Annotated in this window: 17 protein-coding genes; 7 read left to right on the top strand and 10 right to left on the bottom strand. The window is 71.3% G+C overall.

The features are described 5' to 3' along the window. Positions 1–274: 274 nt before the first annotated feature. The 5 genes from AB0I71_RS16175 to AB0I71_RS16155 form a co-directional block, all read right to left on the bottom strand. Entirely contained in the window at positions 275–706 is a 432-nt protein-coding gene (locus AB0I71_RS16175) for a DUF3140 domain-containing protein (protein ID WP_357585237.1), read from the bottom strand. Then, entirely contained in the window at positions 693–911 is a 219-nt protein-coding gene (locus AB0I71_RS16170; protein ID WP_357585235.1) for a DUF2945 domain-containing protein, read from the bottom strand. The genes AB0I71_RS16175 and AB0I71_RS16170 overlap by 14 nt, the downstream gene beginning before the upstream one ends. 79 nt (positions 912–990) lie before the next feature. Then, a complete protein-coding gene (locus AB0I71_RS16165) occupies positions 991–2,202 on the bottom strand; it encodes an esterase-like activity of phytase family protein (RefSeq protein ID WP_357585233.1) in 1,212 nt (403 codons plus the stop codon). Positions 2,203–2,294: 92 nt separating this feature from the next. Continuing rightward, on the bottom strand, positions 2,295–2,753 hold the full coding sequence (locus tag AB0I71_RS16160) for a Uma2 family endonuclease (RefSeq protein ID WP_357585231.1): 459 nt from the start codon (positions 2,751–2,753) through the stop codon (positions 2,295–2,297). 303 nt (positions 2,754–3,056) lie between these two features. Beyond that, a complete protein-coding gene (locus AB0I71_RS16155; protein WP_357585229.1) occupies positions 3,057–3,863 on the bottom strand; it encodes a class I SAM-dependent methyltransferase in 807 nt (268 codons plus the stop codon). 326 nt (positions 3,864–4,189) lie between these two features. Between AB0I71_RS16155 and rpsA the strand changes: the two genes are divergently transcribed. Together rpsA and coaE are read left to right on the top strand one after the other, a co-directional pair. After that, on the top strand, positions 4,190–5,683 hold the full coding sequence (gene rpsA, locus AB0I71_RS16150; protein ID WP_357585227.1) for a 30S ribosomal protein S1: 1,494 nt from the start codon (positions 4,190–4,192) through the stop codon (positions 5,681–5,683). Positions 5,684–6,002: 319 nt separating this feature from the next. Beyond that, entirely contained in the window at positions 6,003–7,184 is a 1,182-nt protein-coding gene (gene coaE / locus AB0I71_RS16145; protein ID WP_357585225.1) for a dephospho-CoA kinase, read from the top strand. Positions 7,185–7,220: 36 nt separating this feature from the next. Here coaE and AB0I71_RS16140 read toward each other — a convergent pair whose 3' ends face one another. Next, entirely contained in the window at positions 7,221–8,822 is a 1,602-nt protein-coding gene (locus AB0I71_RS16140) for a hypothetical protein (RefSeq protein WP_357585223.1), read from the bottom strand. Between the two features lie 377 nt (positions 8,823–9,199). Here AB0I71_RS16140 and uvrB point away from each other — a divergent pair, with 377 nt between their 5' ends. Together uvrB and AB0I71_RS16130 are read left to right on the top strand one after the other, a co-directional pair. Next, a complete protein-coding gene (gene uvrB, locus AB0I71_RS16135; RefSeq protein ID WP_357585221.1) occupies positions 9,200–11,308 on the top strand; it encodes an excinuclease ABC subunit UvrB in 2,109 nt (702 codons plus the stop codon). 110 nt (positions 11,309–11,418) lie between these two features. Beyond that, on the top strand, positions 11,419–12,273 hold the full coding sequence (locus tag AB0I71_RS16130; RefSeq protein ID WP_357585219.1) for a helix-turn-helix transcriptional regulator: 855 nt from the start codon (positions 11,419–11,421) through the stop codon (positions 12,271–12,273). Positions 12,274–12,437: 164 nt separating this feature from the next. Here the strand turns inward: AB0I71_RS16130 and AB0I71_RS16125 are convergent, their stop codons facing one another. Continuing rightward, entirely contained in the window at positions 12,438–12,731 is a 294-nt protein-coding gene (locus AB0I71_RS16125; RefSeq protein ID WP_357585217.1) for an antibiotic biosynthesis monooxygenase family protein, read from the bottom strand. A gap of 196 nt (positions 12,732–12,927) precedes the next feature. Here AB0I71_RS16125 and AB0I71_RS16120 point away from each other — a divergent pair, with 196 nt between their 5' ends. Next, positions 12,928–13,926 (top strand): TerC family protein, encoded by a 999-nt coding sequence (locus tag AB0I71_RS16120; RefSeq protein ID WP_357585215.1) that lies wholly within the window; start codon positions 12,928–12,930, stop codon positions 13,924–13,926. 110 nt (positions 13,927–14,036) lie between these two features. Here the strand turns inward: AB0I71_RS16120 and AB0I71_RS16115 are convergent, their stop codons facing one another. Next, positions 14,037–14,966, bottom strand: coding sequence for an NlpC/P60 family protein (locus tag AB0I71_RS16115; RefSeq protein ID WP_357585212.1), 930 nt, complete (start codon positions 14,964–14,966; stop codon positions 14,037–14,039). A 230-nt stretch (positions 14,967–15,196) separates the two neighbouring features. On the opposite strand from AB0I71_RS16115, the gene AB0I71_RS16110 reads away from it, so the two are divergent. Further along, positions 15,197–15,994 carry a tyrosine-protein phosphatase gene (locus tag AB0I71_RS16110; protein ID WP_357585253.1) on the top strand — a complete coding sequence of 266 codons (798 nt, stop codon included), beginning with the start codon at positions 15,197–15,199 and terminating at the stop codon, positions 15,992–15,994. On the opposite strand, the gene AB0I71_RS16105 is transcribed toward AB0I71_RS16110, so the two are convergent. After that, positions 15,948–16,850 carry a serine hydrolase gene (locus AB0I71_RS16105; RefSeq protein ID WP_357585210.1) on the bottom strand — a complete coding sequence of 301 codons (903 nt, stop codon included), beginning with the start codon at positions 16,848–16,850 and terminating at the stop codon, positions 15,948–15,950. The genes AB0I71_RS16110 and AB0I71_RS16105 overlap by 47 nt on opposite strands. Positions 16,851–16,857: 7 nt before the next feature. Continuing rightward, entirely contained in the window at positions 16,858–18,726 is a 1,869-nt protein-coding gene (gene typA / locus AB0I71_RS16100; protein ID WP_357585208.1) for a translational GTPase TypA, read from the bottom strand. A 124-nt stretch (positions 18,727–18,850) separates the two neighbouring features. Between typA and AB0I71_RS16095 the strand changes: the two genes are divergently transcribed. Further along, entirely contained in the window at positions 18,851–20,203 is a 1,353-nt protein-coding gene (locus AB0I71_RS16095) for a DedA family protein (protein WP_357585206.1), read from the top strand. Positions 20,204–20,243: the final 40 nt, after the last annotated feature.

The raw sequence follows: 20,243 nt of genomic DNA, 5'->3' as shown, positions 1-20,243 counted from the left end.
GCAGGTCGGCCTTGCCGCGCGACCGTACGTCGGTCACCGGCACCACCGGACGCCGGACGTCCAACCGCAGCCCGGCCCCCCGAAACCCTGATGTGGTCACGGAACGCGGGTCAGTCAGGGTCCTGCGGACGAACCATGCGCTGATGCCACGCAGTTTCGGGGAAGTTGTTGCCTCGTGGGGTGGCTGATACAGCAACTTCGCCGAAGCTGTCGCCTGCTGCTGTGCTGCTGTGCTGCTGTGCTGCTGGGGTGGGTCCGCAGTCCAAGGCGGAGGTCAGCGGCCGGGGCCGCGGCGGGACTTCGGTGGGGCGCCGTGCCGTTCGAGGGCCTTGCGGGAGGGGCCGCCGGGCGGCGGCAACGGTGCCTTCACCGGGTCGTGGCCCCAGTTCATCAGCGAGTACCGCCACCGGGTGTCGCGCACGTCGCCGCTGGGACGCTGCGCCATGTGCCGGCGGACGTAGCCGACCACCTTGCGCATGTGCTTGTAGTCGGCCTCGGTGAGCTGGCCGCGCTTGCGGCGGAGCAGGTCGATGATCCTGCGACCGGACTCGTGGCCGACCGTCTCGCCACCACCGCTGCCCTTGCGGCGCCAGCCCACATGCTTGGACTCGTCGCTGTCCAGCCACTTGGACAGCTCGCCGGGCTTCATGTTCACCGCCTCGGTGAACTCCCGGTAGGTCTGGTCCGGGTCGTCACGACGGCTCACGGCGCAGCACCTCCGGGCGGTGGGCGACGTCCCGACCCGAGTCGTCGTTGCGGATGCGGTACTGCGGCTGCTCCGGTGAGGCGTTCACGGCGTGCCCGCGTACATGGGTGCGTTCGGTCAGCTTCTCCTTGACCACACCGTGGGCCCGGCCGCTGTGGCTGGCCCAGGAGACGTGGTCGCCCCTGCGGAACTCCTCGTCGGCCATGACGCTCGGGTACCCGGGCGCCTTCGTCGGAAACGCTGCTGCCCCGTCCACCGGGACGGGGCAGCACGTCACCGTCGGCTTACCTGAGGACGCGCTTGTCGGGGTCGAGCGAGCGGGGCAGCGTGATGACGATCCACTCGTTGTCCTCGGCGACGCCGGGGGCGCGGCCGGTGGAGAACGGGAAGTTGTTGTCGTTGAGTACCGCTACCCGCCTCTTGTCCAGAATCACCACGTTCTCGATGGTCTGGAAGGGGAACGTGAAGGTGGTGTCGAAGCCGCCCAGCCGCTTCGGGTTGGCGACGTTCATCAGGTCGACAAGCAGTGTCTTGTCCATCAGGCCGTCCCGGTCGGCGTCGCGGGTGTCGGCGACGTAGAGCCGCTTGACGATCGCGGTGGGGCCCTGGCCGCCGTCCCGCTCGATGATCAGGAAGCGGTGCCTGTCGATCGCGATCGCGTCACCGATGGCCAGGTTCGGCGCTTCGAGGCGGTAGGTGTGGCGCTTGCCGGTGTACCGCCCGGTCCGCCTGTCGAACTCGTTGAGCCGCAGGTGGCCGGGGACGTCGCCGGCAACGGTGCCCTCCAGCAGCGGGTAGAGGTAGCGGCCGTCGGGGGAGGCGGCCAGGCCCTCGAAGCCTCGGCTGCTGGCGAGGGTGGCGGGGAGGCCGGTGCGTGCGGCGGTTTCCGGGGCGACCACACCGTCGAGCGGGATCGGTGCCCGCAGCAGCCGGCCGGCCCGGTCGACGTGCAGCAGGTACGGCCCGAACTCGTCACCGATCCAGTAGGTGCCGTCGGCCGCCTTGACGATCGACTCGACGTCGAAGTCGGCGCCGGTGAGCACCCGGTCGGTGCGGGTCAGCTGCCACGGGACGTGCCCGTCGGGGTCGGTGAGGTTGATCCCGCCGACCACGTCGACGGCGCCGGTGGCGAACACCGGGGCGAGCCGGTGGATGCGCAGCAGGAAGTCCGCCGAGTTGGCCTGGTTGCCGTAGCCGTTGTCCGACAGCACGTCGAAGGTGCCGTCGCCGTTGTCGGCGATGCCGGAGAAGCCCTGGATCGGTTGGTCGGCAAAGGGTGTGGGGTAGCCGTTCGTGGTACCGGTGATGAGGCTGCCGGAGGGTTCGCTGCCCAATACGAAGGTGGCGGCCGGCAGCGACGCGAAACCCGTGAGCGTCGGCCTGGCTGTCGTCGGCGCACCCGCGAAGGACGCGGTACCGCCCAGGGTGAGGGCGAGGGTGAGGGCGCCGGCACCGGCGAGTGCCCGCCCCAGGCGGGTGGCGGTGATCTGTCTCATGTGCCCGGACGTTAGGGAGCGCGGGTTAACTGAGGGAGACGTCAGGATGGCGTCCGTCGGGCGTCCGGCGTCCGGTCTGCCGGGCCGGGCGGCTACGGAACGATGTCGCTCACCGGAAGCTTGACCTCGAAGGGCTCGGTCAGCTCGATCAGCTCCGCGCTGTCGGCGACGAGTTCGTACTGTCGCTCGCCGCCCGGCCCGATCCGGTCGCCGAGGCGGTACGCGTACACGTGCACCGGATCCTGTTCGATGCGCCAGTAGAAGGGGATGCCGGCGGCGGCGTACTCGCCCGGCTTGGCGAACCTGTCGACCCGGCGGGTGCCCGGCGTGACGAATGCGACGGCCAGCACCACGTCAGCCGGCCGCAGCCGGGACCTGTCGGACGGCAGCCCGGCGCGGCAGAGCAGCACGTCCGGTTGCCGGCTGGTGTTGTGGCTGAGCCCGACGCCGACCGCCTGGGCGGCGCGCAGATGTGCCGGCGCGTGGGCTCGCAACCACAGCCATACCAGGCTGGAGATGTCCTGGTGGCCCAGGGTGGGGGAGGGTGTCACGTGGATGACTCCGTCGACCAGTTCGACGCGGGGGGCGTCGCACGGCAGGGGCGAGCAGGTCCTCCAGCGTGTAGTCGGCACGCTGCTGCCGCATCGGATCCGGACACCAGGGGCCAGGTGATGTCGGGATGGGTTCGGCGCTCATGCCGGCTCTCCACTGCGCTGCGAGCCGGAGTGAGGCATCACGGCACCGAGTCGATGATTCGCTCGCTGCGCCCGCTCATGACGTGAGCGTAACGCCACCCGCGACGACTGCGTCGCACTCGCTGTCCGGGACGGCGCCGGACCGCACAGCCGGCAGGCTCAGTCGGCCGGCTTCTCGGTGACGAAGATGGCGGTGCCGGGGAAGAGCCGGCCGCGCAGCGGGCTCCACTGCCCCCAGATCCCCTCGTGTCCCTCCGGCCACTGCGGTTCCACCAGGTCCAGCAGCCGAAAGCCGGCGCCGACCAGTTCGCGTACCCGGTCGCCGAGGGTGCGGTGCTGTTCGACGTAGCTGGCCCGGCCGTGTTCGTCCTGCTCCACGTACGGCCGGGTGTCGAAGTACGAGTGCACGGCGGTCAGCCCGCCCTCCCCGGGATCGTCCAGGAAGATCCAGCGCATCGGGTGGGTGACCGAGAAGACCCATCGGCCGCCGGGGCGCAGCACCCGGTGCACCTGGCGCATCAGCGCTGCCGAGTCCTCGACGAACGGGACGGCTCCGAACGCCGTGCAGGCGAGGTCGAAACTCTCGTCGGCGAAGGGCAACGCGAGCGCGTCGGCCTGGGCCAGCGGCACGCGTACCCCGCTGCGGGCGTTGGCCTGCGCCGCGTGCCGCAACATGCCGGCGGACAGATCCAGCGCGACCGGCCGGGCATGCTGGGTGGCCAGCCAGCGGGAACAGGACGCCGCCCCGCAGCCGACCTCCAGCACCCGCCGCCCGGCGACGTCACCGAGCAGTCGGGCGTCGGCCTCGCGCAGCCCCTCCGGGCACCAGACGAAGTCCACGTCGCCCAGAAAGCTGCCGTGTTCCGCCTGGTACGCGTCGGCGTCGGCGTCCCACCAACGCCGGTTGGCGGTGCGTGCCTCGGCGGCACCGACCTGGCGCCGGGTCACCCGGTCGTCGTCGTCCACCAGGCCACGCTAGGCCCCCACGACGGCGTGGCCGGCGGCGGCCCGGTCCATTCCACGGCGTGTCTGGTCGAAATCTCCGCTTTCGCGGCTGGTGCGCCGATGAGTAGACGGGAGGGCTTGCACGCTGTGGTAATGCAGCAGGTAGGGTAGACGATGCGCTCGCGGATCGTGTGCCTCGGCAGGGAGCAGGTGCGCGGTCGACGGAGTCACATCAAGATCTCGTTCAGCGATTTCCAGGTGGGCCCGCCGACGGATCCGTTGGCGCGCACAGGTCACCGCGACACCAGCCTGCTGTGACACACCATCCGACCGGAGCAACCGCCCACATGACGAGCAGCATCGAGGCCCCCTCGAGCGCCACCAAGGTCACCGTCGACGATCTCGGCTCTGAGGAGGCTTTCCTCGCCGCGATCGACGAGACCATCAAGTACTTCAACGACGGCGACATTGTCGAAGGCACCGTCGTCAAGGTCGATCGGGACGAGGTCCTGCTCGACATCGGCTACAAGACCGAGGGTGTCATTCCCTCTCGGGAGTTGTCGATCAAGCACGACGTGGACCCGGCAGAGGTCGTCTCGGTGGGCGACCACATCGAGGCCCTTGTCCTTCAGAAGGAGGACAAGGAGGGTCGGCTGATCCTCTCGAAGAAGCGGGCGCAGTACGAGCGGGCCTGGGGCACGATCGAGAAGATCAAGGACGAGGACGGTGTCGTCCGCGGTTCCGTCATCGAGGTGGTCAAGGGTGGCCTCATCCTCGACATCGGGCTGCGCGGCTTCCTGCCGGCCTCGCTGGTCGAGATGCGGCGGGTGCGTGACCTGCAGCCGTACGTCGGCCGCGAGCTCGAAGCCAAGATCATCGAGCTGGACAAGAACCGCAACAACGTGGTGCTGTCCCGCCGTGCCTGGCTGGAGCAGACGCAGTCCGAGGTGCGCACCGAGTTCCTCAACAAGCTCCAGAAGGGGCAGGTCCGCAAGGGCGTCGTCTCCTCGATCGTCAACTTCGGCGCCTTCGTCGACCTGGGCGGCGTGGACGGCCTCGTGCACGTCTCCGAGCTGTCCTGGAAGCACATCGACCACCCGTCCGAGGTCGTCGAGGTGGGCCAGGAGGTCGAGGTCGAGGTCCTGGACGTCGACCTGGACCGCGAGCGGGTCTCGCTGTCGCTGAAGGCGACCCAGGAGGACCCGTGGCGTCAGTTCGCCCGCACCCACGCCATCCAGCAGATCGTGCCGGGTAAGGTCACCAAGCTGGTGCCGTTCGGTGCCTTCGTCCGGGTGGACGACGGCATCGAGGGCCTGGTCCACATCTCCGAGCTGGCCGAGCGTCACGTGGAGATCCCCGAGCAGGTCGTGCAGGTCGGCTCCGAGGTCATGGTCAAGGTCATCGACATCGACCTGGAGCGTCGCCGGATCTCGCTGTCGCTCAAGCAGGCCAACGAGGGCTTCGTCGAGGGCGAGGAGCACTTCGACCCGACCCTCTACGGCATGGCCGCGACCTACGACAACGAGGGCAACTACATCTACCCGGAGGGCTTCGACCCGGAGACGGGCGAGTGGCTCGAGGGGTACGACAAGCAGCGCGAGACCTGGGAGAACCAGTACGCCGAGGCGCGGCAGCGCTGGGAGGCGCACCAGAAGCAGGTGCAGACTTCCCGGGCCGCCGAGGCCGAGGCCGCTGCCAACCCGCAGCCGGCCCCCACTGGCGGCGGCACCACCACCTCGACCAGCGCGGCCCCCAGCCGCCAGGCCGAGGAGCCCGCGGGCACGCTGGCCACCGACGAGGCGCTCGCCGCACTGCGGGAGAAGCTCGCCGGCGGCAAGTGACCCGGTGACATCTTCGGTTCGGCGTGTCTGACGCCCCGCCGCGATCTGAAGCTGTCGGCTGACAACAGAGGGCCCCGCCCCGACCCGGAGTACCGGGTCGAGGCGGGGCCCTCCCTCATCGCCCCCTCCCTCCCCCCTCCGTCCCTCCCTCCCCACCCCACTCATCCCGTTGATCATGAGGTTCACGGCACTTTGAAGATCAACAACTGCCGTCAACCTCATGATCAACGCTGGGTGGGAGGGCGGGGGAGGGGTGGGTGAGGGAGTGGTGGGTGGGGGTGGGTTGGCGGGACGGGCATGATCGGGTTGACTGGGTGCCGTGTTGAGGGTGGGGTTGACCGGCGGGATCGGTTCGGGCAAGAGCGCGGTGGCACGCCGGCTGGTCGAGCGGGGCGCGATGTTGATCGACGCCGATCAGCTCGCCCGGGAGGTGGTCGCGCCCGGCACCGACGGTCTCGCCGAGGTCGTCGCCACCTTCTCCGACCGGGTGCTGGACGCCGAGGGAGCCCTGGACCGCGCTGCCCTGGGTGAGCTGGTCTTCGCCGACGAGTCGGCCCGGCGCAGGCTGGAGGCGATCATCCACGGCCGGGTCCGGACCCGTACCGCCGAACTGACAGCTGCCGCGCCGCCGGACGCCGTGCTGGTCAACGACGTGCCGTTGCTGGCCGAGGTGGGACTGGCACCCGCGTACCACCTGGTGGTCGTGGTGCAGACGGGGGTGGAGACCCGCTTGGCGCGACTGGCCCGCGACCGGGGGATGAGCCGGGCGGAGGCCCAACGCCGGATCGCCGCGCAGGCCGACGACGCCCGTCGGGCGGCCGTGGCGGACGTGCTGCTGACCAACGAGGGCACCCTCGACCAGCTGCACGCGGCGGTGGACGCGCTCTGGCGCGACCGGCTGGTGCCCTTCGAGAACAACGTGCGACACCGGCGCGCGGTGCGGATGACCCAGGTCAGGCTGGCCGAGCCCGACCCGACCTGGCCCCAGCAGTACGCGCGGCTGGCCGCCCGGATCCGGCACGCCATCGGCCCGAGCGACCTGCGGATCGACCACATCGGCTCGACCGCCGTCGCCGGCCTGGCCGCCAAGGACGTCATCGACATCCAGCTCAGCGTGCCGTCGCTCGCCGAGGCCGACGGTGAGTTGGCCGAGCGGCTGGCCGACGCCGGTTTTCCGGCAGTGCCGGGCCAGTGGTGGGACAGCCCCCGCCCGGCCGGCAGCGGCCGGTGGGAGAAGCGGCTGCACGGCAGCGCGGACCCGGCCCGCCCGGTGAACCTGCACGTGCGGGTGACCGGTTCGCCGGGCTGGCGGTACGCCCTGCTGATGCGTGATCACCTGCGGGCCGATCCGGACCAGCGGGCCGCGTACCTGGTGCTCAAGCGGGAGCTGGCGGCGTCCGCGCCGGACAGCGGCTCGTACGCCACGGCGAAGGACCCGTGGTTCGACGAGGAGCACCTGCGGGCGGAGGAGTGGGCCGCGCGTACCGGTTGGCGTCCCTGAGCTCGCGGCACCGTTGACCGGTGACGTGGCCGGGCGTCAGCGTTTGGCGCGTGGCGGGGTCAGTCGTGGTACCCGGCCAGGGGTCAGGTCGAGCTGCGCCCAGGCACCCGCCCGCGTCGGCGACTCCAGCCGGCGCAGCATCCCGTCCCGGTCGACCCAGTAGCGCAGCGGCCCTCGGGCGGTGTCGACCTGCACCACGTCGACGGTGGTGCCGCCGAGGGTGTCGCCGCGTACCCGTTGGGCGCTGCCCGACACGCCGGAGCGCTGCGCGGCCCGGAGCGCGGCGGCCACCAGCGGGTCGAGGGCTTCCGTGCGATGCGGTCCCGACCGCCAACCGGAGGTCGGTGGGGGCAGTGGCGGACCTGCCGCCCTGCCGGTCGCCGTAGCGTCGTCGATCCGGGTGATCTTGCGTCCCTGGTGGCGGAGCAGGGTGCGTCGGCCGTCCGCGTCGAGGTCGGCGACACCGAGGTACGCGGTGCCCGACGTCCAGCTCAGCCAGCCGGTGCCACGGAGGTTCGTGGCGGCGGAGGCGGGCACGGTAAGGGTGACCGTCGCCCCACCGGCGGTCCGCAGGCGGGCCGGCAACCGGCGCCACCGGTCCCGTTCGGCGGCGGTCAGGGCGCGGGGCAGGCCGGGTCGGCCACCGAGCGCCTCGACCGGTCGCAGCGTCGGTCGGTCGGCCCGGTTCAGGGCCACCGTCACCGGTCCGATCCCGGCGAGTTCGGCCTGTACGCGGTGCAGCCGGCCGGCCGAATCCAGCCAGTAGCGGACCGGGGTGCCGGCATCGGAGGCGGTGGGGGTGCGGGTCGGCGACGCACCGGGGCCCGGCGTCGAGACCTCCAGGACGTCAACCGGCTCACCGTTTAGGTGTTCCCGGTCCAGCCAGCGGCCGACCCAGCGGTCCACCTCGTCGGGCCGGTCCGCGGCGAGCGCGAAGATCAGCCCGAGCAGCGGATCGAGGCTCCGGTCGGCGGGCAGCCGCCAACCGTCGGCCGGTGGCACCAGCGGTGGCATGGCAGGCGTCGGTACGGCCGCCGGGTCGGGCCTGGTCACCAGCACGGTGGGGGTGGCCTGGGCCAGCCCGCGCAGGGCGCCGGCGCCGGGTCCTCCCACGTCGAGATAGGCCAGCCCCCGGGCCCAGTCGACCCAGCCGAGCAGGTCGGTGCGGGTGGCGCCGTTGCCGGCGGTGACGTGCAACCCGGCGCGCAGCTCGCGATAGTTGGTCACCCGCATGGCGGCCAGGCGTTCCCGTTCGCCTGTCGTCAGGTCCCGGGGCGGTGGACCGTCCGGGGCCCAGTTGACAAGCGTGGCGACGAGCATCACCGCGGAGAGCACCGCGGTGAGGGCCAGCCCGGCGAGGGTGAGGCGACGCCGGCGGTTGGCCGCGTGCCGCGTGTCGTCGGCCTCGGTGGCCGCCCCGGCCAGATCCTCCTCCTCGGCCCGGTTGCCGGCGGCCAGGTCGAGCAGCCCGCCGGAGACCACGGCCCGGCGGATGCCCGGCCGTGACTCCGGTAGCCGGGTGGCCGGCTCGGTGACGGCCAGGTTGAGCACCGCGGGTGGCACGATGCCGGCGCGGTGGCGGCGGTTGGCCGCGCGGTGCCGGCGGCTGTCGGTCGGCGGTTGTGAGCTGCTCTCCACGGGAGGATGAACGGCCCGGACCATGCCGGGGTGACGAGCAGGGGCGCTCGCGGCGGCCGGTCAGCGCTCTCAGCGCGACCACGTCCGGTGCGCACGCCAGGCATGCCGGGTGCTGCGACCCTCGGTGCCGGGGGCGGCGTGGCCTGTGCGGCCCGCCACCGGCCCGGTCGGCCGCCGCGAGCGGCCTACGGGAAAAGCGTAGCCGGGTGAGAAGAACCACACAATGCGAATATCGAAGCCGATCACGTGCCGCACGTAGTCGTCCGGGACCGGTGTGGCGGCGCCGACGCGCCCGCCGCCGGCGACCTCGCGGTCCGGCCGGCCGCAGCAGGTCGGAACGGGAATTGCTGTCGGAGCCCCGGCGTACCGTTGAGGTCATGGCGCTCGACATACCCCGGCTCGACGGCCGCTTCCAGGTCATCAGTGACTTTCAGCCGGCCGGCGACCAGCCGGCGGCGATCGACGATCTGGAGCGGCGGGTGCGTCGCGGCGACCGGCACACGGTGCTGCTCGGCGCGACCGGCACCGGCAAGAGCGCCACGACCGCCTGGCTGATCGAGCGGTTGCAACGCCCCACGCTGGTGCTGGCGCCCAACAAGACGCTCTGCGCCCAGCTGGCCAAGGAGTTCAGCGAGCTGCTGCCGGACAACGCGGTGGAGTACTTCGTCTCGTACTACGACTACTACCAGCCCGAGGCGTACATCCCGCAGACCGACACGTACATCGAGAAGGACTCCTCGATCAACGAGGAGGTCGAGCGGCTGCGGCACTCGGCGACGATGTCCCTGCTCACCCGTCGTGACGTGGTGGTGGTCGCGACCGTCTCGGCGATCTACGGGCTGGGCACCCCGGAGGAGTACCTCGACCGCGCGGTACGGGTGGCCGTGGGCCAGGAACTGGACCGGGACCAACTGCTGCGCCGCCTGGTCGACATCCAGTACACCCGCAACGACATGGCCTTCCAGCGGGGCACCTTCCGGGTCCGCGGCGACACGCTGGAGATCATCCCGGCGTACGAGGAACTCGCCGTACGCATCGAGCTCTTCGGTGACGAGGTGGAGAAGCTCTACTACCTCAACCCGTTGACCGGTGACGTGGTGCGCGAGGTGGACCATCTGCTGATCTTCCCGGCGACGCACTACGCGGCCGGGCCGGAGCGGATGGAGCGGGCGGTCCGCGACATCGAGACGGAGCTGGAAGAGCGGCTGGCCGAGCTGGAGACGCAGGGCAAGCTGCTGGAGGCGCAGCGGCTGCGGATGCGCACCACGTACGACATCGAGATGATGCGGCAGGTGGGCTTCTGCTCGGGCATCGAGAACTACTCGATGCACATCGACGGCCGGCTGCCCGGTAGCCCGCCGCACTGCCTGCTGGACTACTTCCCCGACGACTTCCTCACCGTCGTCGACGAGTCGCACGTGACGATTCCGCAGATCGGCGGCATGTACGAGGGGGACGCCTCGCGCAAGCGGATGCTCATCGACCACGGGTTCCGGTTGCCCAGCGCCGCCGACAACCGGCCGTTGCGGTTCGACGAGTTCCTGGAGCGGGTCGGCCAGATGGTCTTCCTGTCGGCGACCCCCGGCCCGTGGGAGCTCGAACACGCCCAGGGCGAGTTCGTGGAGCAGGTGATCCGTCCGACCGGCCTGGTCGACCCGGAGGTGGTGGTCAAGCCCACCAAGGGGCAGATCGACGACCTGATGCACGAGATCAAGCTGCGCACCGAGCGCGACGAACGGGTGCTGGTCACCACGCTTACCAAGAAGATGGCCGAGGATCTGTCCGACTACCTCCTGGAGAACGGCATCCGGGTGCGCTACCTGCACTCCGAGGTGGACACGCTGCGCCGGGTGGAGCTGCTGCGCGAGCTGCGGCGCGGCGACTACGACGTGCTGGTCGGCATCAACCTGCTGCGGGAGGGCCTAGACCTGCCCGAGGTGTCGCTGGTGGCGATCCTGGACGCGGACAAGGAGGGCTTCCTGCGCAGCGGCCGTTCGTTGATCCAGACCATCGGTCGGGCGGCCCGTAACGTCTCCGGGCAGGTGCACATGTACGCCGACAAGATCACGCCGTCGATGGCGGACGCGATCGAGGAGACGAACCGGCGCCGGGCCAAGCAGACCGCGCACAACGAGGCGCACGGCATCAGTCCGGAGCCGCTGCGCAAGAAGATCCACGACATCCTCGACGACATCTACCGGGAGGCGGAGGACACCGAGGCGACCCGGGTGGGCGGTGCGGTGCGGCAGTTGTCGCGCGGCAAGGCGCCGGTCAAGGAGACCCGTAGCCGGGCTCGGGGCGGCACGGCCACCCCGGCCCGCGAGGGCATGGCGCGGGCCGAGTTGGCGCAGCTCATCCAGGAGCTGAACGACCAGATGCTGGCGGCCGCACGCGAGTTGCAGTTCGAGTTGGCCGCGCGGATCCGCGACGAGGTCGCCGACCTGAAGAAGGAGTTGCGGGGGATGGACGCCGCCGGCGTGCGGTAGGTGCCGCCGGACGGACCATCCACTTCCTACGGTGGGAGAATAGCGGAATGCGAGCGTCCTATTGCGCTAAGTGATCGCCGTGCGTACTCTCCCTCGGTGGGGAGGCAGGGATGCCGTTGCCAACGAGTCCGGTCATTCGACGTGCGCGACTGGGCGCCGAGCTGCGTCAACTACGCCGGCGGGAGGCGCTGACGCTGGAACAGGTGTGTGAGCGGCTCGGTTGGGCGTCCACCTCCAAGCTGTCCCGCATCGAGCTGGGGCAGAGCCGTCCCGACCTGGCGGACGTGCTCGACCTGCTCGACGTCTACGAGGTGCCGTCGGTGCAACGGGACGCCCTGATCGTCATCGCCCGGGACGCGGCGACCAGCCGGGGCTGGTGGAAGTCGCTGGGCGAGATGGGTGAGCGGCAGCGCACGTACGCCGAGTTGGAAGCCGGCGCGGCGGGCATTGTCGAGTACCAGCCGGCGATCGTGCCCGGCCTGCTCCAGATACCGGCGTACGCCCGGCTGCGCATCGTGGCCGGTCAGCTGATCGACCCGACTGTGGATGTGGAGGCCGACCTGCGGGCCCGGGCCGCCCGGCAGGCGGTGCTGCGCCGGGTCGAACCGCCCCGCTACACGGCGCTGATCACCGAGTTGGCCTGCGAGCCGGGGGACGATCCGGCGGAGGTGTGGCGTGAGCAGTTGCACCACCTGCTCGACCTGGCCGCGCTGCCGCATGTGACGATCCGACTGTTGCGCACCGGGGCGGGTCGGGGCCCGTTGCCGTTGACCCCGTTCTCCAGTTACTCCTTTCCGGACCCGGCGGACCCGCGCACGGTGATGCTGGAGGCGCTGACCACGGACGTGCGGCTGACCACGGCCACCGATGTCGACCGGTACGAACGGATGACCGACTGCCTGCTGGAGACGGCGCTGCCGGAGGAGGAGACGGTGCGGGTGCTGGCCCGCCGGCTCGACGGGTGACGCGCCGGCCTGCCGGCCGCAGCGTCGGCGGGTGGAACCGCGGCTGTCGCGTCGGCACCGGGCCCGGCGCCCCCGAAGCCGTCGGGGCCGGTGCCGACGCGAGACGCAGGATAGGTGGACGGTGTGACACTTTCTCGATTCGGTGCGTGGTGATCCGGCGTCGGTCAGGCGGGTACGTCGACGAAGTGCTCGACCCGTGGCGGGGCGGCGAAGTGCGGGCCGATCAGCTCCCGCCACCCGACGAAGCGCTCCGTGGCGCGGAAGTTCTGTTCGTGGGCCTCGATCGAGTCCCACTCGACGAGCAGCACGAAGCGGGAGGGGGACTCCTCGCCCCGGGTCATGCGTACCGAGCGGCAGCCGGGCGTGCCGGCGAGCAACGGGTGCCCCTGGGCGTACGCCGCGGCGAACGCCTCCTCGTGGCCGGGGATGACATCGATGAGCGCTACCTCAAGGACCATGGCCGCAGCCTGCCACACCGGGGTGCCGTCCCGGCCGGCCCGGTGGACTTTCCCACCCGTTGGCCGCCGGTGTCGACTCGTCGTGGTACCCATGTGACCCATCCTCCTAGGATGCCCACAGGGGGTGGGGCCGCTGCCACGCCCCGAAGGGCGTACCGTGTGCCGGTTGCTGGGCGGCTGCCGGAGGAATGAGACTGTGAACGTGTCCGGACTGGTGTGGGCGGCGACGCTCGTGGCCCTGACCACGGTCCTCGTGGTGGACCTGCTCATCATCGGGCGCCGGCCGCACGAGCCGAGCGTGCGGGAGTCGAGTCTCTGGGTCGCCTTCTACGTCGGGTTGGCCCTGCTTTTCGGTGGCGGACTCTGGCTCACCGCCGGGGCGAGCGTGGCGGGGCAGTTCTACACCGGCTGGCTGACCGAGTACAGCCTCTCGGTGGACAACCTCTTCGTCTTCGTGATCATCATGGCCCGCTTCGCTGTTCCCCGGCAGTACCAGCAGAAGGTGCTGCTCATCGGCATCGTCCTCGCGCTCGTCATGCGGGGCGGCTTCATCGCCGCGGGTGCTGCGTTGATCTCGCAGTTCACCTGGGTCTTCTACCTCTTCGGGGCGTTCCTGATCTACACCGCGATCAACCTGGCCCGGCAGGGTGAGTCGAGCGAGGAGGAGTTCACCGAGAACATCCTGATCCGCTGGAGCCGGCGGGCGCTGCCCATCTCGCGAGGCTACGAGGGCGCCCGGCTGACCGTGCGGGAGAACGGCCGGCGGATGTTCACGCCGATGCTCATCGTCATGATCGCCATCGGCACCACCGATCTGATCTTCGCTCTCGACTCGATTCCGGCCATCTTCGGTATCACCCACGAGCCGTACCTCGTCTTCACCGCAAACGTGTTCGCGCTGATGGGGCTGCGGCAGCTCTACTTCCTGCTCGGCGGGCTGCTCGACCGCTTGATCTACCTGAGCCACGGGCTCGCGGTGGTGCTCGGTTTCATCGGGGTCAAGCTGATCCTGGAGGCGCTGGCGGAGAACAATCTGCCGTTCATCAACAACGGCGAGCACGTCGGCTGGGCACCGCACATCCCGATCTGGCTGTCACTGCTGATCATTCTGGGCACGCTCGCGGCGGCCACGGCGGCGAGCCTGGTCAGGTCCTCGCGGGACCGGCGACGCGAGCTGACCGCGTCCCGCCGCTGAGCCGCACACCGCAGCGCCGCGCCCGGTCCGTCAGACGCATTCCCGGGCGTGCGCAGGCACCGCCACGCGGCCACGAGCGCTGGCAGCGCACCCACCGCGACGACGGGGGCTCACCGTGCCGGCCCGGCTCCCAGCCGGTGGGCGCCGAGCAGGGTGGCGGTGCGCTCGACGGACAACCGCTCCTCCAGCACCCGCCGATGCCGGTAGCAGGCGTGCAGCATGCGCCGCTCGCGCTGCCGCCCAGCGGCGGTGACGATGCCGATGTGGTGGATCCGGCGACCCGGCCGGGCGAAGCTGTACAGATCTCCGACCCGCTCGGCGCCCAACTCCACCCGGCGGGCCGCGGTGGCCTGGTCACTGGCGTCGCGGGGGACCAGCACGCCGAGTCGCCGCCAGACCAGGTGCACGAGTCCGGAGCAGTCGATGCCGTACGCCGACATCCCGCCCCACAGGTATTCGACGTCGACCAGCCGGGCCGCCACGGCCAGCACCTGGTCGGCGGTGGGTGCTGCGGTCGGCGCGGCGGCCAGGTGCGCCGCCGGCAACCACAGCGGCCCGGGGTGGCCCGGAGCCTGGACGGGCTGCCACCCGTCGACCGGCTCACCGGCTGCGGCGAGCCGGGTGCCGAGGACGACTCCCGGTATGGCGACCGGGCCGGCGGCCGTGGCGTGCAGGGCGGTGACGGCGGTGTCGACGACCATCCGGGCGGTGCCGCCCGCAGCGCTGGCGGTCGTGGTCAACTGCGCGATCGGTAGCCAGCCCGGGTAGCCACGCGGGTCGAGTCGGGCCGACGGCTGCTCGACCGCCACCACGTGCGCCCAGCCGTCCGGTCGTACCTCGGTGACCAGCACCCGCTCGCCGAGCAGCAGCTGGCTGAGTACCGCGTCACCGACCTGCTGGGCGGCGTCCAGGCCGGCGACCCACGCCCCGACGTCGGCGGGTGCGCCGAGCGCCGGGGCGTCCACCGGCCGGACCGCGTCGGGGGAACTCCACAGGGCAGCGACGGCGACCCGAACCACCGCCTCGGTGCCCTGCGGCACGATCACACCCCCGGTCGGTCACACCCCCGTTGCTCGGACCATAGGGAAACCCGAGCCGCCCATCAATTCATCAGTCTGGATTTTTACGGGGTGGGTCGGGGTGACGCCGAAACTCCGGCGGTTGGAGTCCGTCGCGGACCACCCACCGCCGCGATCCGCGGTGGGTGCGTACCGCGACGATCATCGGGTACGGCACCCTGTACGCGAGGGGGAGACACATGAGTGAGCGAGTGAGCGCGCCGGACTGGGCGCTCGTCGGCGCGCCCAACGCGCGGGACCTCGGTGGACTGATCGGGTTCGACGGCCGGCGGGTGCGTCCAGGACGGTTGATCCGTACGCCGGCGCTGGGCCGGCTGACCGATGAGGACCTGCCGGTGCTGGCGAAGCTGGAACCGGCCTGTGTGGTGGATCTCCGAGCGCACTCCGAGGTGTCGGTGGCGCCGCCGGACCGGTTGATGGGCGAGCCGACGGTGGTGCACCTGCCGGTGTACGACCCGGCCCATCCGGTCTTCACGTACGTCTCGGCCGTGCTGCTCGGCCACGACCTCAGCGAGTACGCGGAGCTGGCGCGGCAGGGGACACCGGCGGCCATGTCGGCCATCTACCGCTGGTTCGTCACCGGCGCCTCGGCCCGGGAGGGGTTCGCCGCGGCGGTCCGGTTGGCGGCCGACGAGCGTAACCTTCCGTTGGTCTACCACTGCTCGGCGGGCAAGGACCGGACCGGTTGGCTGACCGTGGTGCTGTTGCACGCCCTCGGGGTGGACGAGGCCGCGATCCGGGCCGACTACCTGGCCCACAACCCGCTGACGGAGAGCCTGCGCGAGGTGCTCCTGGACGCGATGCGGCAGCGCCACCCGGGGCTCGACGAGACGGCGGTCCGGCCGGTGCTGGAGGTCCGCCCGGAATACCTCGACGCCGCCTACGCGCAGGTGCGACAGGCGCACGGGTCGTTCGGTGCGTATCTGCGCGACGGCCTGGGGGTCACCGAGGAGATGGTGGCGGCGTTGCGGGCGAACCTGTTGGAGTGAGCGCGGTGAGGTCGTGCCGGGCCTGCCAGACCCGGCGGGAGATGTCGGCCACCAACTCGCGGGCGTCGGCGTCGGGCCGAGCGTCGGTCTGGTCGTCATCGACAGTGGTGCAGACGACGAGCAGGTAGGCGTCGGCGTCATCGGGGTAGACCACCGCCGCTCCGTGCCGTACGCCGCGCACCCAGCCGTTCTTGTGGGCGAGCCGGACACCGGCGGGCAGCCCTTCGGCGATGTCCTGACGGATCTGCTGGGCGCAGAGTACGTCCAGCATGGCGGCGCAGCCGGCGGGCGAGGCGATCGGCCCGGAGCGGTCGGCGCCGGTGGCGACGGCGCCGAGCAGGGCGGCCAGGTCGGCGGCGGTGACCAGGTTGGTGATCTGGGCCTCGCGGGCGGCGAAGTCCTCGATACCGCGTCCGGTGACGCTGTGCCGGGCGCCGGCGTGTTGCCAGACCTGCGCCACGGCGGGCAGTCCGACGTGTTCGATGACCAGGTTTGTGGCGAGGTTGCTGGAGCGGACGATCATCCGTTCGGCGAGCCAGCGCAGCGACGCCCGCCCGTCCAGGCGGTCCCACACGGCCCCGTCGTTGTCGTAGGCCCGACGGCAGGAGTACGGCGGGGCGTCCGGCCGGGCGGAGGTGAACCGGTTGACGACCTCGACCGGGGCGTCCGGGTCGAGGTCACCGGCCTCGGCGGCGCGGTGCAGCGCGGCGAGCACGGCCAGTTTCATCGTGCTCGCCGCGTAGTGGGTGGCCTCGGCGTGCCGGGTCCAGGTGGGCGGGGCACCGAGGGGCCCCGCGTACACCGAGATCGTGCCGGGTTCCCGGTCCAGCCGCGCGTGGAGATCGTCAGCGGCCATCGACCGGTCAGCCGGCGTGCTTGCGGCGGGCGGCGGTGCGGGCCCGCTGGGTCTGGTCGAGCACGACCTTGCGGATGCGTACGGCGGCCGGGGTGACCTCGACGCATTCGTCCTCGCGGCAGAACTCCAGGGCCTGCTCCAGGGACAGCTTGCGCGGCGGGATCAGCTTCTCGGTCTCGTCGGCGGTCGACGAGCGCATGTTCGTGAGCTTCTTCTCCTTGGTGATGTTGACGTCCATGTCGTCGGAGCGGGAGTTCTCACCGACGATCATGCCCTCGTACACCTCGGTGCCGGGCTCGACGAAGAGCTGGCCGCGTTCCTGGAGGTTGGTCATCGCGAACGCGGTGACGCTGCCGGAGCGGTCGGCGACCAGGGAACCGTTGTTGCGGGTGCGCAGCTCGCCGAACCACGGCTCGTACGACTCGAAGACGTGGTGCAGGATGCCGGTGCCCCGGGTCTCGGTGAGGAACTCGGTGCGGAAGCCGATCAGGCCGCGGGCGGGGACCAGCCACTCCATCCGGATCCAGCCGGTGCCGTGGTTGACCAGCTGCTCCATCCGGCCCTTGCGGGTGGCCAGCAGCTGGGTGATCGCGCCGAGGTACTCGTCCGGCGCGTCGATGGTGAGTCGTTCCACCGGCTCGCAGGTCCGTCCGTCGATCTCCCGGGTGACGACCTGCGGCTTGCCGACGGTCAGTTCGAACGACTCGCGGCGCATCTGCTCGACCAGGATCGCCAGGGCCAGCTCACCGCGGCCCTGCACCTCCCAGGCGTCGGGCCGCTCGGTGGGCAGTACCCGCAGGGACACGTTGCCGACGAGTTCCTTGTCGAGGCGGTCCTTGACCATCCGGGCGGTGACCTTGGCGCCCTTGACCCGGCCGACCAGGGGCGAGTTGTTGGTGCCGATGGTCATGGAGATCGCCGGCTCGTCGACGGTGATCAGCGGAAGCGGGATCGAGTTCTCCGCGTCGGCGAGCGTCTCGCCGATCATGATCTCGGGGATGCCGGCGACCGCGATGATGTCGCCCGGTCCGGCGCTGTCGGCGGGCTTGCGCTCCAGGCCTTCGGTCATCAGCAGCTCGGAGATGCGGACCCGCTGGGTGCTGCCGTCGGTGCGGCACCAGGCCACGCTCTGGCCCTTGGCGATGGTGCCCTGGCGTACCCGGCACAGCGCGAGGCGGCCGAGGAAGGGGGAGGCGTCGAGGTTCGTGACGTGCGCCTGGAGCGGGGCGTCCTCGTCGTACGCGGGCGGCGGGATGGTGTCCAGCAGGGTGCGGAACAGCGGCTCCAGGCTCTGGCTGTCGTCCGGCACCGAGCCGTCGGCGGGCTGGGTGAGCGAGGCGATGCCGTCGCGGGCGCAGGCGTAGACGATCGGGAAGTCGATCTGTGCCTCGTCGGCGTCGAGGTCGAGGAAGAGCTCGTAGGTGTCGTCGACGACCTCCTTGATCCGAGCGTCGGGACGGTCCACCTTGTTGATCACCAGGATGATCGGCATGCGGGCCTTGAGTGCCTTGCGGAGCACGAACCGGGTCTGCGGCAGCGGGCCCTCGCTGGCGTCCACCAGCAGCACCACACCGTCGACCATGGTCAGGCCGCGCTCCACCTCGCCGCCGAAGTCGGCGTGACCGGGGGTGTCGATGATGTTGATGGTGACCGGGTCGGAGCCGTCCGCCGGCAGGTAGCGCACGCCGGTGTTCTTGGCCAGGATGGTGATGCCCTTTTCGCGTTCGAGGTCCATCGAGTCCATCACCCGCTCGGTCACCTCGCCCCGGGCGCCGTAGGCGCCGGACTGCCGCAACATGGCGTCGACCAGGGTGGTCTTGCCGTGGTCGACGTGAGCGATGATGGCGACGTTGCGGAGGTCGGTGCGAAGCTGCATGGGCTCCATCCTCCCGCCTGCGCGGTTGCGGCGTGGCGTCGGGGTCACCCCGGGTGGTCCTTCTCCTGCGGCGCGGCGCTGTCACACTGGCAGGGCAGTCCTGCCGAGGTGATCCGGGGGCGCCGTGCACGATCTGCTCAGTTCGGTGCAGAGCCTGCCACCAGGGCTGATCTACGTGGTGGCGGCGCTGGTCGTGGCCGCCGAGACGGCCCTGATCATCGGGTTGGTCGCGCCCGGTGAGGCGACCCTGCTGTTGGTGGGCTTTCTCACGTACACCGGCACGTTGCGGCTCGGTCCGGCGCTGCTGGTGATGATCGCGGCGGCGGCGGTGGGGGACGCGTTGGCGTTCCGCGCCGGCCGGCGCTACGGGCCCCGGCTGCGGGCCAGCAGGTGGGGTGCCCGGGTGGGGGCGCAGCGGTGGGCCCGCGCCGACTCGATGCTCGACCGGATGGGTGGGCGGGGTGTGCTGACCGCCCGCTGGGTGGCGTTCGCCCGCACGCTGGTGCCCCGGCTGGCCGGTGCGGCCGGGATGCCGTACCGCCGGTTCGCGCCGTGGAATCTGGCCGGGGTGACCACCTGGGTGGGTGCCTCGGTGCTCGTCGGGCATCTGGCGGGGGAGTCGTACGAGACGGTCTCCCGGCTGCTGGGCCGGGCCACCGGCGCGGTGCTGGTGCTGCTGGCCGCGCTGGTCGCGGTGGTGCTGGCCGGTCGGTGGTTGGGCCGGAATCCCGACCCGGCGCGGGCGTTGCTGACCCGGGCGGCCCGGTTGCCACCGCTGCGGTGGTTGTCGGCCCGCTACGGGCTGCTGTTCTTCCTGCTGAGTCTGCGCCTCGGGCCGGCGTGGGCGTTGTTGGCGAACCTGGCGGCCGGGGTGGTGCTGCTGTTCGCGGTGGCCCTGGTGATCGCGTGGACCCTGCGGGTGGTGGTCCGGCACAGCGGGTTGGCGCTCGTCGACGGCGTGATCGCGAGTTGGTTCGCCGCTCGGCGGACGCCCGACGCGGTGGAGGCGACGCAGGCGGCGGTGTCGGTGCTGCGGGGTTCGTCGCTGATCGTGATGGTGGCGGTGGTGGCGTTGGTGCAGGCCTGGCGGCAGCGGCCGTGGCGGGCGGATCTGCTCAGTGTGGTCGGCACGGTCGGTGCCTTCGTGCCGCTGGTGGTGCTGGCGGCCGTGGCGGACCTGGCCGCCGGTGGGCGGGTGGTGCTGTTCTCCACGCAGAACGTGGTGGTGACCGCGAGCCTGTGCACGCTGGCGTGGCTGCTGTCGCGGGGCGCCCGGTGGCCGGTGGCGGTGGCCGCGTGGACCGTGGCGGCGGCGGGCGTGGTCACCATCGGCGGTGCCCGGCTGTACCTGGGCCTGAGCACGGCCAGCGGCACGGTCGGTGCGGTGCTGCTCGGTGCCGCCTGGACTGCGGTGTTCATGGTCGCCTGGGCCACCCGGGACCGGGCGGTGGCCGGCGGTGGTTCCATCGCGCGGTGAGTCCGGTGCCGTCTCCGGGTCGGGTTCGGCGGTCGCGCGG

The sequence above is a fragment of the Micromonospora sp. NPDC049891 genome (assembly GCF_040660295.1).
GTDB lineage: Bacteria > Actinomycetota > Actinomycetes > Mycobacteriales > Micromonosporaceae > Micromonospora.
Note: the sequence above shows the minus strand (reverse complement) of the source record. Positions and strands in the feature narration are given on the sequence as shown.

Bases quoted from the DNA above. Each gene is read 5' to 3' on its own strand.
- AB0I71_RS16170 (WP_357585235.1), bottom strand. From the start codon at position 911: ATGGCCGACGAGGAGTTCCGCAGGGGCGACCACGTCTCCTGGGCCAGC.
- AB0I71_RS16165 (WP_357585233.1), bottom strand. From the start codon at position 2,202: ATGAGACAGATCACCGCCACCCGCCTGGGGCGGGCACTCGCCGGTGCC.
- rpsA (WP_357585227.1), top strand. From the start codon at position 4,190: ATGACGAGCAGCATCGAGGCCCCCTCGAGCGCCACCAAGGTCACCGTC.
- uvrB (WP_357585221.1), top strand. From the start codon at position 9,200: ATGGCGCTCGACATACCCCGGCTCGACGGCCGCTTCCAGGTCATCAGT.
- AB0I71_RS16130 (WP_357585219.1), top strand. From the start codon at position 11,419: ATGCCGTTGCCAACGAGTCCGGTCATTCGACGTGCGCGACTGGGCGCC.
- AB0I71_RS16125 (WP_357585217.1), bottom strand. From the start codon at position 12,731: ATGGTCCTTGAGGTAGCGCTCATCGATGTCATCCCCGGCCACGAGGAG.
- AB0I71_RS16105 (WP_357585210.1), bottom strand. From the start codon at position 16,850: ATGGCCGCTGACGATCTCCACGCGCGGCTGGACCGGGAACCCGGCACG.
- typA (WP_357585208.1), bottom strand. From the start codon at position 18,726: ATGCAGCTTCGCACCGACCTCCGCAACGTCGCCATCATCGCTCACGTC.